This is a genomic window from Flavobacterium sp. Arc2 (genome assembly GCF_041431385.1).
Classification (GTDB): Bacteria; Bacteroidota; Bacteroidia; order Flavobacteriales; family Flavobacteriaceae; genus Flavobacterium.
Genome location: NZ_JASMRH010000027.1, coordinates 1 through 13,652 on the forward strand (window position 1 = coordinate 1; position 13,652 = coordinate 13,652).

At 34.2% G+C, this 13,652-nt stretch carries 10 protein-coding genes and 1 tRNA gene; 3 read left to right on the forward strand and 8 right to left on the reverse strand.

Annotation, left to right across the window (positions count from 1 at the left end):
- Positions 1-153 precede the first annotated feature (153 nt).
- A tRNA-Ile gene (locus QO182_RS16230) sits at positions 154-227 on the reverse strand.
- A gap of 143 nt (positions 228-370) precedes the next feature.
- Positions 371-772, reverse strand: coding sequence for a methylmalonyl-CoA epimerase (gene mce, locus QO182_RS16235; protein WP_371562783.1), 402 nt, complete (start codon positions 770-772; stop codon positions 371-373).
- A 323-nt stretch (positions 773-1,095) separates the two neighbouring features.
- Here mce and QO182_RS16240 point away from each other — a divergent pair, with 323 nt between their 5' ends.
- Positions 1,096-2,775 carry an Ig-like domain-containing protein gene (locus QO182_RS16240; protein ID WP_371562786.1) on the forward strand — a complete coding sequence of 560 codons (1,680 nt, stop codon included), beginning with the start codon at positions 1,096-1,098 and terminating at the stop codon, positions 2,773-2,775.
- Positions 2,776-2,780: 5 nt separating this feature from the next.
- Here the strand turns inward: QO182_RS16240 and QO182_RS16245 are convergent, their stop codons facing one another.
- The gene (locus QO182_RS16245; RefSeq protein WP_371537426.1) at positions 2,781-3,551 is read right to left on the reverse strand and encodes an amidohydrolase; all 771 of its coding nucleotides are present in this window, start codon (positions 3,549-3,551) and stop codon (positions 2,781-2,783) included.
- A gap of 162 nt (positions 3,552-3,713) precedes the next feature.
- A complete protein-coding gene (locus QO182_RS16250; protein WP_371562788.1) occupies positions 3,714-4,223 on the reverse strand; it encodes a hypothetical protein in 510 nt (169 codons plus the stop codon).
- 511 nt (positions 4,224-4,734) lie between these two features.
- Here QO182_RS16250 and QO182_RS16255 point away from each other — a divergent pair.
- Complete coding sequence (locus QO182_RS16255; RefSeq protein WP_371562789.1) at positions 4,735-6,183, forward strand: IS1182 family transposase; 1,449 nt, start codon at positions 4,735-4,737, stop codon at positions 6,181-6,183.
- Positions 6,184-6,432: 249 nt separating this feature from the next.
- On the opposite strand, the gene QO182_RS16260 is transcribed toward QO182_RS16255, so the two are convergent.
- The 4 genes from QO182_RS16260 to QO182_RS16275 form a co-directional block, all read right to left on the reverse strand.
- Positions 6,433-7,179, reverse strand: a complete 747-nt coding sequence (locus QO182_RS16260; RefSeq protein ID WP_371537432.1) for a succinate dehydrogenase/fumarate reductase iron-sulfur subunit — start codon at positions 7,177-7,179, stop codon at positions 6,433-6,435.
- 83 nt (positions 7,180-7,262) lie between these two features.
- On the reverse strand, positions 7,263-9,263 hold the full coding sequence (locus QO182_RS16265) for a fumarate reductase/succinate dehydrogenase flavoprotein subunit (protein ID WP_371562792.1): 2,001 nt from the start codon (positions 9,261-9,263) through the stop codon (positions 7,263-7,265).
- Between the two features lie 12 nt (positions 9,264-9,275).
- Positions 9,276-9,944, reverse strand: coding sequence for a succinate dehydrogenase cytochrome b subunit (locus QO182_RS16270; RefSeq protein ID WP_371537438.1), 669 nt, complete (start codon positions 9,942-9,944; stop codon positions 9,276-9,278).
- A 338-nt stretch (positions 9,945-10,282) separates the two neighbouring features.
- A complete protein-coding gene (locus tag QO182_RS16275; protein ID WP_371562794.1) occupies positions 10,283-11,764 on the reverse strand; it encodes a helix-turn-helix domain-containing protein in 1,482 nt (493 codons plus the stop codon).
- Between the two features lie 476 nt (positions 11,765-12,240).
- Here QO182_RS16275 and QO182_RS16280 point away from each other — a divergent pair, with 476 nt between their 5' ends.
- Entirely contained in the window at positions 12,241-13,533 is a 1,293-nt protein-coding gene (locus QO182_RS16280; protein WP_371537444.1) for an aminopeptidase P family protein, read from the forward strand.
- Positions 13,534-13,652: the final 119 nt, after the last annotated feature.

The window sequence follows — 13,652 nt, forward strand, 5'->3', positions numbered from 1 at the left end:
AGAAGTCATATCTCAAAGTTAATTATGCAAAAATATTCATTTTTGCAAAACTTCTCCCCAGGTTTTGTTCCTGATCCACTTAATGCTCGTCAAATGCTCGTCGGAACAAAATAAAAAAGCCTTTACATTTCTGTAAAGGCTTGATTTAGAGAGTGGTCCCACCTGGGCTCGAACCAGGGACCACCTGATTATGAGTCAGGTGCTCTAACCAGCTGAGCTATAGGACCGGTTAAGAGTTTGCAATATTACTACTATTTTTCGTTTACTCCAAATATTTTTACCTTAGATTTTCACTAAACAGCAATATTAAAATACTTGAAATCGAAAACAACTGATTATTAGATTTATAAATTTTTATTGACAAACAAAATTAATTTATTTCTTGACATAATTCTATCAAAACTCCATTTGTACTTTTAGGATGTAGAAAAGCAACTAATTTGTTATCCGCACCTTTTTTAGGAACTTCATTCAAAACAACGAAGCCTTCTTTCTTCAAACGCGCAATTTCTGACACAATATCTTCTACAGCAAATGCGATATGGTGAATCCCCTCCCCCTTTTTATCTATAAACTTAGCTATAGGACTATCAGGGCTTGTGGCTGCTAAAAGTTCGATTTTATTAGGTCCGCTTTTAAAAAACGAAGTTGCTACCCCTTCACTTTCTACTTCTTCAGATTTATAAGGCGGCGCACCAAACAATTTTTCGAAAATTAAATTCGAAACGGCTAAGTCTTTAACGGCAATTCCTATATGTTCTATTTTTTCCATTTTCTTACTATTCTATATTTTGTTAAACTCAGTTATAATTCTAGTCTAAATACCCCCTTGTAATGGTATTGTTTAATTCATTTTAACCATTTTCTATTGCAATAAATGAATTACGCAACAGTATTAACTGTAAAACCGAAAGCTTAACTACAAATTATTTATAACTACACTCTTGTGCCGTACGTAAAATTAAACATTAAAAACTAAAAAGCCTCGAAAGAGCAACAAAAGTACACCTCATTGAACACCCATAATAATTTTATAAAAAACTTCTATTCCAGTAATTATAATTGTTATTTTGTAACCTCTAATACTAATTTGATATGTTGAAAAATAATTTAAGATATATTTCCATACTATTGCTTGTCCTTATAGTAAGTTGCGCAAAAAGAGGAACGATTACCGGTGGTCTAAAAGACACTATTGCGCCAACCTTAAAGGCAAGTTTTCCTAAAAATTATAGTACTAATTTTAAAGGTGATGAAATCAAATTAGTTTTTGACGAATACATCAAATTAAAAAACTTGAATAAGCAGTTAATTATTTCGCCTCCTATGAAACAGGAGCTATTAATTTTACCCACTTCTGCGAGTAAATATTTGACTATTAAAATCAAAGACACATTACAAGCTAACACAACTTACAGCTTCAATTTTGGTCAAAGTATTGCCGACAATAACGAGGGTAATGCATACAATCAATTTAAGTATATTTTTTCAACAGGGGATTATATCGACTCGCTGGCCATAGGTGGAAGAATAAAAGACGCCCACGACATCGAAGCAGAATCTTTTGTTTCTGTAATGCTTTATGAGGTAAATAAAAGCTATAACGACTCTATCGTTTTTAATGATTCGCCACGATACATCACGAATACTTTAGACAGTTTAAAAACATTTAGACTAGAGAATTTAAAAGCCGGAAAGTACTTATTAGTCGCTATGAAAGACCAAAATAGCAATAATAAATTTAATCCTAAAGAAGACAAAATAGGTTTTAGAAAAGAATTTATTACAATCCCGAATGACACTGTATACGAAATAGAATTATTTAAAGAAACATTAGATTTCAAATCGTTTAAACCAACTCAAGCTTCTGGAAACAGATTGTTTCTAGGGTATAACGGCACCCAAAACCTAAAAGAAAAGCAACCTAAAATAGTAGTAAAAAGCAACTCACAAGTTCTTGAAACGATCATTACACAAATACCAAAGAAAGATTCGCTCCAAATTTGGTATAAACCTTTAAAAATAGATTCATTAGCGGTTAGCGTATCTAAAGACAAATATTTACAAGATTTTATCGTAAAAATTAAAGACCAAAAAAAGGACACTTTAAACATCTCTACTTCCATAAACGGAACATTGAACTTTAGAGATCGTTTTTCATTAGACGCATCTACTCCTTTAGTAAAGTTTGATGATTCAAAAATAAAATTAATAGTAAACGACAGTACTGAGCTTCCTTTTAAAAGAGAGTACGATGTTTTTAATCAAAAGTTATATTTAGACTTTGATAAAGAACCCAATAAAAAGTACAACTTTAAATTATTACCAGGAGCATTAACTGATTTTTATGAAAAATCCAATGACACTCTAAGTTATAAATTAGAGACAAAAGCAGCTGCCGACTATGGTAACCTGCGCATTCAATTGCAAAATGTAAAATACTTCCCTGTAATTGTAGAACTGACAGATGCAAAAGGTGATGTATTAGCATCAGAATACACCGATTTTAAAACTATTGTTGACTTCAACTTACTTAATCCAGCAGTTTATAATCTTCGTATTATTTATGATGAGAACAAAAACAAAATATATGATTCCGGTAACTTTTTAGAGAAAAGATATTCTGAAGAGGTTATTTATTTTTCTAAAGAAATTGACGTTCGCGCGAACTGGGATGTGGACCAAGCATTTGATGTTAGCCTACCCTACTCTCCTGAACCAAAGAAAAAAGAGAAAGGAAAATCTCAAGGTGGAAAACCCGAAAATAGACCTTAATTAATTTATCCTTTATTGATTTCAAAAGAATCTTTATCGTTCAAAAAATTCAATTTTTCACGAACTTCTGTCAAATACGATTTATTAAGAGTAGTGATAAAAACTCCTTCAGATTCTTCTGGAGGGAGCACACAATCTCCCAAGCAATCTAACACTTGTGAATGACCAATGTATCCATAACCGTTAGAGTCTCGACCTATTCTATTGACACCAATAGTATAACTCATATTCTCAATGGCACGTGCTGCAAGTAAAGTATCCCAAGCTTTAATTCTTGTTTTAGGCCAACTCGCCACATAAATCAACAAGTCATAATTCTCAACATTACGAGAGAAAACCGGAAATCGCAAGTCATAACATACAAACGGACAAATCTTCCAGCCTAAGTACTCTACAATCAATTTTTGAGTGCCTCTGGAGTAGACTTTATCTTCCCCTGCGAGTGTAAACAAATGCCTTTTGTCATAACACTGAACTTCTCCTGAAGGAAAAACAAATAACATGCGGTTATAAAAATTGAAGTTTTCTTCAATTACCACGCTTCCTGTTATTGCAGTGTTTTTGGTTTTCGCCAAAGCTTGCAACCACAACACCGTTTTGCCGTTCATCTTCTCAGCAACTTTAGCTGGCTGCATGGTAAAACCCGTTGTAAACATTTCGGGAAGTACAATTAGATTTATTTCCTCTGTAATCGTATTGATTTTTTCTTCGAAATACGTTCTGTTTGCTTCTGGGTTTTCCCAAACTAAGGCGGACTGAATTAAAGCTACTTTCATTTTATAAAATTACTAAAAAATGGAATACAGATGATGGTGTTTTAGTGTGAATATTATGCGTGAAATAAGAACGCGGATGACGCGGATTGAGCAGATTTAAAAATATTAGAAAATTACTTTGCGGACACGGATTTCAAATCCGCGCTATCTGGTCTTACACTATTACCAAAATTCCCACCATGATTTAACTTTAGCAGGAATAATATTTAAAATATGATTATAACCCGCAATGTTTATTACAGGAATCTCAAAACACTCTTCTATTATAGATAATTTTTTTTCACTCCCTCCAAAATCAAAAAGAAACGTTTCATTATTACTATTCACAACATTTACGTTGTCATATTCTTCGTCATTTGACGATACATAAATTTTCACAAAACCTTTTGTCAGAAATAAAGAACCATCCGATTCATTTAAATAATAACCAAAAACTAATGGCAATTTATTATTTGGTGTTTTTATGTAACGGATAAAGTTAACCGCAAAGCAGAAATGATCAAAACTAGGAATATTTGAAAAGAGAACTAAAAACTTATTTCTTTCTTTTTCTTTGTACAATATTATGTCGTTTACAAAATCCTCACCTGAATATTGATTAGCAAAATCCATAATACCATTCATAAATACAGATTCCGATATATCCGATACGACAATAAAAGATTGTTTCATTTTAATGAGGCTTTAATTTGGTCATTGAATGACTTGTATAGAAGCGAAACAACTCCCTAAGGTATAAACCAAAATGTGGTAGTATAAACATAGGCTCGCTTCTCCTTTAACAACATTATCCATATCAAATATAATAAATTACCACAAGCAACTCCTGTAAATTCCTATCCGGCTGCTCGTTTCTCCCGTTGTCATCTCTGTTCCTTACTCTTTTTTCTTTCTTCTTTTCTATTTTCTATTTTCTATTTTCTATTTTCTCTCTATTCTATACTATCACAACTCTTTCTTCGGGTGAGGGATAGCAGTGAAAATCCTTTTATGCAATGCAATGGAATAAAAGATTGCAACGCATAGCCCGACCGTAGGGCACCCCAAAAACAAAAAACGCATCCAAATAAATGAGGGCACTGAAAAAGTCTTTTTAAGAATTAATTATTAATAAAAAGGAGTAGAAAACTATAGTTTTTTGCTCCTTTTTTCGTATTTTTAATGGTACCCAAAAGGCTTTTAGATGTTAGTTCAACAACAAAAAATTCAATTCAGTCCGTACTCTTTGTTATATGATTTAATCGTTCCCAAGGACAATATGCTAAGAAAAATCAATGAGTTGATAGATTTTTCATTTATCTATGATGAGTTGCTAAATAAATACTGTACAAATAATGGTCGCACAGCAGAAAGTCCTGTGCGTATGTTCAAGTATTTACTTCTGAAAACAATTTATACCGTTTCAGATGTTGATGTAGTGGAGCGTTCCCGTTTTGATATGTCCTTTAAGTATTTTTTGGAAATGGCACCAGAAGAAGATGTTATCAATTCTAGTACGTTAACAAAATATAGAAAACTACGTTTGAAGGACACCGACTTATTAAATCTATTGATTAGTAAAACGGTGACTATAGCCGTTGAAAAGGGCATTATCCGTTCTAAGTCTATTATAGTTGATGCCACACATACTTTATCGAGATCAAATCCATTTTCGGCAATTGAAGTGTTAAGAGAGCGTTCTAAACTACTGCGAAAAACGGTTTATTTATTTGATAACCAATGGAAAGAACGTATGCCAGAGAAGAACAATACCAATGAATTAGAAAAGGAATTGGCCTATTGTAAAGAGTTGGAGAGACGTCTAGAAAAAGAACAATCTTTGAGTTCTATACCTGCGGTGAAAGAAAAATTAAACTTGCTTAAAGAAACGATAGAAGACACTCAGGAAAATTTTACGTTATCAAAAGATCCAGATGCTAAAATGGGGCATAAATCCGCTGATAGTTCCTTCTTCGGCTATAAGACTCATTTAGCGATGACCGAAGAGCGCATCATTACAGCAGCTGTAGTCACATCAGGCGAAAAAGGAGATGGCCCCGAGTTACCTAAACTTTTAGAAATTAGTCAGGAAAACGGAATCGATGTTGATACAATTATTGGCGATGGAGCCTATACAGGAAAAGAAAATCTCAAACTCACAAGTGAGCAAAATATTAAAGTGGTAGCAAGACTAAATGTTACAATAGCACAAGGGGCTAGAAAAGACGAAGATAAGTTTGATTACAATAAAGATGCCAATAGATTTGTTTGTCCTGCTGGTCACATGGCTATACGAAAGGCTCGCCAAGGCAAAAAAAATGTTGGAACCAATCAAAAACAAACCTACTTTTTTGATGTCGAAAAATGTAAGACCTGCTCTTTAAAAGAGGGTTGTTATAAAGAAGGAGCCAAGACAAAAACATATTCGGTGTCGATAAAATCGGACTTACACCAAGAACAAATCAGCTTTCAAGAAACTGACTATTACAAAGAAAAAGCAAAACACCGATATAAAATAGAAGCGAAAAATAGTGAGTTGAAAAATGTACATGGTTATGATAGAGCAATATCATATGGTATTGCCAATATGCAAATGCAAGGTGCAATAGCAATTTTCGCAGTCAACTTAAAAAGAATACTCAAATTAATGTAGGAAAATCAAAGCTACATGCGCAGTACACTCAATGAGCCTATAAAAGTCAAAAATCGAATCATATAACCTATAATAAAAAACAGTTGTAAAAATTAAAACGCTCATAAAAGATCTTTAAAATCCTGTTATAAGCGTTTTTTTATTGTCTAAAAAACGACTCTAATCAATATAAGTGAAGTTTTTCAGTGCCCTCAAATAAATGAATGCGTTTTTTAAACTATTTAATTTTGCCTTTTAGCTAGTAAGGTATTATCCTTTCATACTTGCTGACATATACTCTCTGTTCATACGAGCGATGTTCTCTAAAGAAATTCCTTTAGGACATTCTACTTCACATGCGCCAGTGTTAGTACAGTTACCAAAACCTTCAGCATCCATTTGATGTACCATGTTTAATACACGATCTACCGCTTCAATTTTTCCTTGTGGTAACAAGGCATATTGAGAAACTTTGGCTGCTACAAATAACATAGCAGATGAGTTTTTACAAGAAGCCACACAAGCACCACAACCAATACAAGTAGCTGCATCAAAAGCATCATCAGCATCTTGCTTGTTAATTGGAATTGTATTGGCATCGATAGTGTTTCCTGAAGTATTTACTGAAATAAATCCTCCTGCATGTTGGATTCTATCAAAAGCACTTCTATCAACTACTAAATCTTTTACTACTGGAAAAGCAGCTGCACGAAAAGGCTCGATTGTAATAGTATCCCCATCCTTGAACATACGCATGTGCAATTGGCAAGTAGTTACTTTTCTATCTGGACCGTGTGCTTCACCATTAATATATAAAGAACACATTCCGCAAATTCCTTCGCGACAATCGTGGTCAAATGCTACTGGCTCTCCACCTTTATTCATCAAGTCTTGATTAAACACGTCTAGCATTTCAAGGAATGACATATCTGGCTCAATTCCGTCGATTTGATAATCGACCATTGCTCCTTTATCTTGGGCGTTTTTCTGACGCCATATTTTTAATGTAAGTTTCATCTTTTTAAGTTTGAAAGTCTTAAAGTCGCAAGTCAAAAGTCCAATTTTATTGTGACTCTTAACTTTAAACTTTCGACAAATTACTATTTATAACTACGAGTTACCAATTTAACATTATCGAAAATTAATTCCTCTTTATGCAATACAGCATCACTTGGCTTGCCTTTGTATTCCCATGCAGCTACGTAAGCAAAATTCTCGTCATCACGTTGTGCTTCACCATCAGCAGATTGATATTCCTCACGGAAGTGACCTCCACAAGATTCATTACGATGCAATGCATCTTTAGCGAACAATTCTCCCAATTCTAAGAAATCCGCAACACGAGTTGCTTTTTCTAATTCTTGGTTGAATCCTTTATCTGTTCCTGGAACCCTAACATCTTTATAAAACTCTTCGCGCAAAGCAGCAATTTCTGTGATAGCCTCATTAAGACCTTTAGCATTTCTGGCCATTCCAACTTTGTCCCACATAATTTTACCCAATCTTCTATGAAAGTGATCAACAGAATGTGTTCCGTTATTGTTCATGAATTTTTCGATCTGATCCTTTACTCCTTTTTCTGCAGCAGCAAATTCTGGTAAATCAGTAGAGATTGATCCCATTTTAATATCTGGTGACAAATAATCTCCGATAGTATAAGGCAATACAAAATATCCATCAGCCAATCCTTGCATTAAAGCAGAGGCACCTAAACGATTTGCACCATGATCCGAAAAGTTTGATTCCCCAATAGAGAAACATCCTGGAATAGTCGTTTGTAAGTTATAATCAACCCAAGTACCTCCCATTGTGTAATGTACCGCAGGATAAATCATCATAGGAGTAGCATATGGATTCTCATCTACAATTTTCTCATACATCTGAAATAAGTTACCATATTTATTAGCGACTACATCAGTACCTAATTTGATAATTAATTCAGCATCTTTTTCATCTAAACCTTTTATGTGTGCTTGTTCTTTTCCGTAACGTTGAATCGCCGCAGCAAAATCTAAATATACAGCTTCACCTGTTTTATTAACTCCAAAACCAGCATCACATCTTTCTTTAGACGCACGAGAAGCTACATCACGAGGAACAAGGTTTCCAAATGCCGGATATCTTCTTTCCAAATAATAATCGCGGTCTGCTTCAACAATCTGCGTTGGTTTTAATTTTCCTTCACGAATCGCTTTCGCATCTTCTAATTTTACAGGAACCCAAATACGTCCATCATTACGAAGAGACTCCGACATCAACGTTAATTTGGCCTGATGATCTCCAGATACTGGGATACAAGTTGGGTGAATCTGTGTGTAACAAGGATTAGCAAAAAAGGCTCCTTTTTTATGTATTTTCCAAGCTGCAGTAGCATTAGATCCCATTGCATTGGTAGACAAAAAGAAAACGTTTCCATATCCTCCAGAAGCTATTACAACCGCATGCGCTGAATGTCTTTCGATATCACCTGTGATTAAGTTACGGGCAATAATTCCTCTTGCTTTCCCATCTACTATTACTAAATCTAGCATTTCGTGACGGTTGTGCATTGTTATTTTACCACGTCCTATTTGGCGATTCATTGCTGAATAAGCACCTAGCAGCAATTGTTGTCCTGTTTGTCCTTTAGCATAAAAAGTACGCGATACTAAGGTTCCTCCAAAAGAACGGTTGTCAAGTAACCCGCCGTACTCACGCGCAAAAGGCACACCTTGAGCTACGCACTGGTCAATAATATTAGTAGAGACTTCAGCCAAACGATGAACGTTTGCTTCGCGAGAGCGGTAATCTCCACCTTTTACGGTGTCATAAAATAATCTAAAAACAGAATCTCCGTCTCCCTGATAGTTTTTTGCCGCATTGATTCCTCCTTGTGCTGCAATAGAGTGCGCACGACGAGGTGAATCTTGAAAACAAAATGCTTTTACGTTATATCCTAATTCTGCTAATGTTGCAGCAGCGGAACCTCCAGCTAATCCTGTCCCAACAACGATAATATCTAAATTACGCTTGTTAGCAGGGTTCACTAAATTAATATGATCTTTATAATCTGTCCATTTATCCGAAATTGGACCATTTGGAATTTTTGAATCTAATGCCATTATAATTGAATATTAATGTTGAATGAAATAATGAAATAATGCAATAAAAATGAATCCGAAAGGAACAACGAAAGCAAATGCTAATCCGAAATTCTTTAATCCTTTAGAATATTTATTATTGAAACCAACCGATTGGAAAGAAGAACTAAATCCGTGTTTCAAGTGTAAAGACAACAATACAAATGACAAGCAGTACAATGCAGTACGAACTGGACTTTCAAATTTCTCCGCTAATTCGTGGTAATATCTTGTAGCTTCCAAAGGATTTACTTCAACATATTTGTAGACCATTTCTGGTACCCAGAAGTCATAAAAGTGTAGACCTAAAAAAGCCAAGATAACTAATCCTGAATAAATCATGTTTCTAGATGCCCAAGAAGAATTTGCACCACCGTTGTTTTTTACATAAGCAATTGGTCTTGCGCTTCTATTTTTAATTTCTAAAACAAAACCCATAATAAAGTGAAAAACCACCCCAACGATTAAAATTGGTTGGATGACAAACTGAACTAAAGCGTTGTTACCCATAAAATGTGATAGTGAATTAAAAGTGTCAGGACTAAAAACCGAAGTCATATTAATAAAAAAATGCTGTGCTAAGAACAGCATTAAAAAAATTCCTGAAAGCGCCATAGCCACTTTTTTTGCTATCGACGACTTCAATAATGCAGATTGTGCCATAAGATTTAATAATTTGTTTTAAGAATAACACAAAAATAGAGCAAATTGGCCTCAACTACAACCTTTTCGTTCTTATTTATAATGATTTTAAAGTGTCTTTTTCCTATAGATTATACCTTGAAAACAAACCATTAAAGACTATGATACAACTAGTTAACAAAAATATTGTTTCTGTTAAATTATTTTGCAAATATCAGAATATAACAAAAATATAATTATTATACCTTTTAGTTAATTACTCACACTCTAATTTACCCAAAACCAAAACTTATTTGATCATCTATAATCGAAATAATAGCTACTAAAAACTGGATATAAACTACCTTCTCAAGACGCAATCAACTAAATTTAGCCATGTATTTTTGAACAATCAAATCTGTATTTTCATTCCGAGTTTTTAGCTCTAATTGAGTGGGAGCCGAAGCCCTTACTTCACAGTTTTTCACAGCACAGGTTTCACAAGTTACTCCGACGACTTGTTTTTTGATAGACTTATTGTCCATAAATTTGATTTTTTTCTTCATACTTGCCGTAATCAAAATACCCACCGATATACTTCTTAAACAGTACTTTTTAAAAGGATCTTCCGTTGCAGATGAGAAAACAAAAAATTCATTTCCACTGTTTTCATAACGCGAAATTTGTGCGTCAAAATAGTGACTACTATTCTGTACTATTGCTTGTTCGATCGTTTTTACAGAAATCCACCTGCGACAATAATGCTCATTCATTTCATTAGCATGTGGTTCCTGCTGATTAGTGATATGCAGCTCTTTTTTAATCTGATACGTATTTGCTCCTCTTTTATGAGACAATCGAAGGAAAAATATGTTTTTTAACTGGAAGTCTTTTGGTAAAATATTAGTTAATCGCTGGTAAAATGATTCTGGAGACACATTAAATTTGCCCATCAACTCAATCATTTCCTGCGGCTTAGGATCTGTCTTAGCTAAGAACAAATTCAACTCATTTACCAATTGTTTTCTAGGTATCAACAAAGCTCCGGCAAAGTAGGACGCATAGAAATTATTAAGAACCTCGTCAAAATTCTTGAATTTAATCCAACTGAACGTAAACAACCTTTCTGTTATTTCTAAATAATTATAAGCAATCTCTTTAGCCAAAATAAACGCCTTTTGCTGTTCATCGATATCTAATGAAAGCAATAACGTTTTACTTTTTGGAACATATATAGATCGTAAATCCCCCAATTCCTCTTGTTCTGAAAAGACAATTTCTTGAATCGTATAGCCATACTCTTCAGTCAATACTGCAGTCAGATCTTCTATAGCTATTTTATTATCTATATTTATTTGAAATGCTTTGGAGAAGTCCAACACTTTTTGTTCTAAATCCTCAAAATAATTATTATGCGCTTCTTGATAGGAACGCAAAGCGGCCAAGAAGAAACTTTCGCGCGTTAAATTATAGTGCTGTGCAATCTCAATAATCGTACTAATAAACGCATTTACTTTTGCTGGAGCATTTGCAATGATATCAATAAGGTCATTTTCTTGGATTCCGAAAATATCTAGCGGGATTTCTTTTAGAATCCCAGACTTCAATATTTCGCCGATGGGAGCCAGATTATTATCCAGTTTCAATGATACCATATTATCATACGAAACATCTAGTTTTTCTGATAAAAGAATAATCTTATCAGTCTTTGGGTATTTTTTACCTTTTTCAATTTCGTTCAAATACGACTTTGAAAGATCGGTGATTTTGGCCAAGCCAAATAACGACAAATTCTTATTCGTACGGGCTTGTTTGAGTTTCAACCCAAAAATTAACTTTATATATTCTTTTTCTACAACCATATTGAGATACTATTTATCTTCGCAAAGAAGCCATTAATTCAAAAAAAAAAATCATCTAAAACCACATCACTATTAACTTAAGCGACTTTCATTTTTTTCAAAGATACGCTAAAAAACAAAAACGACTTAAAAAAGGCTTTTTCATCTTTCTCGAACGTTCGCTTGTTTTAAACAAAATAGTATCATGCCATTGTACTGTAAAAGGGCGATAAATATACTTAATCATTAATGTTTACCACAAACATCCTATTTTACCACCTGAACATAATCTATAACCCAAATTAAAGACGCTACAGAAGCTACAAAGTTCTAAATAAAATTATTCTTTATTAAACCCATAACACATTACTTTAAAAAGTATACTTTTTAGCCAATCTGTTTTTGTGTTGTTTTTTCCATAAAATTATTGAATTCATAACCAGAAACAATTTAATCTTAGTATTTTTGAGTAATTATAAAGATTAAATAGAAAGAACATGAAATACCATCAAATTGACCGTGACTTATTTATAAAAAACCGCTCCAAATTTATGGCTCAAATGAAGCCTAATAGCGTTGCCGTTTTTAACTCTAATGATATTTACCCAATAAGTGCTGACAGCACCATGCCATTTGCACAACACCGCGACATCTTTTATTTAAGCGGCGTGGATCAGGAAGAAAGCATCTTACTATTATTTCCAGACGCCCCTTACGAGCATCAAAGAGAAATGTTATTCTTAAAAGAAACTAACGACCATATCGCTGTTTGGGAAGGTGAAAAACTGACTAAAGAACGTGCAACAGCAGTTTCAGGAATAAAAACGGTGTATTGGCTACAAGAATTCGAAAAAATATTGTTCGAATTAATGACACATTCAGATACGATTTACATCAATACTAATGAGCATTACAGAGCAACTGTAGAAACAGAAACACGTGAAGCCCGTTTTGTAAAATGGTGGAAAGATAAATATCCCGCACATGCGGTTGCAAAAAGCAACCCGATTTTACAACGCATTCGTTCCGTAAAAGAAAGTGAAGAAATTGACTTGATTCAACAAGCTTGTAACATCACCGAAAAAGGATTCCGAAGAGTGCTGTCTTTCGTGAAACCAAATGTAATGGAATACGAAATCGAAGCTGAATTTATTCATGAATTCGTTCGCAATCGCTCCAAAGGTTTTGCTTACACGCCAATTATTGGTTCAGGTAACAATGCTAATGTATTGCATTACATTGAAAACAACCAACAATGTAAAGCCGGTGATTTAATCTTAATTGATGCTGGCGCAGAATACGCAAATTACTCCAGTGACATGACCCGAACCATTCCGGTTTCAGGAAAATACAACGACCGACAAAAAGCAGTTTACAACGCCGTTTTACGCGTTAAAAATGAAGCGACTAAAATGCTGCTTCCAGGAACTCTCTGGAAACAATACCATCTTGAAGTGGGTAAATTAATGACTTCTGAATTACTTGGCCTAGGACTTATTGACAAAGCCGATGTACAAAACGAAAACCCAGATTGGCCAGCTTACAAAAAATATTTCATGCACGGGACATCGCACCACATGGGACTAGACACACATGATTACGGAATCCTAACCGAACCAATGCAAGCCAATATGGTTTTCACAGTAGAGCCAGGGATTTATATCCCTGCCGAAGGTTTCGGAATCCGTCTTGAGGATGATGTCGTGATTCAAGAAACGGGAGAACCGTTTAACCTGATGCGTAACATTCCTATTGAAGTGGATGAAATTGAGAGTTTGATGAACAACTAAAATTCGTTTCAAGTTTCAAGTTTAAAGCAAACAGTCTAGAGCAATCTAGGCTGTTTTTTTTATGCCAAAACTAGCTTAACTAAATCAACAATTAAACGATTAAACGATTCTTTGGGCAC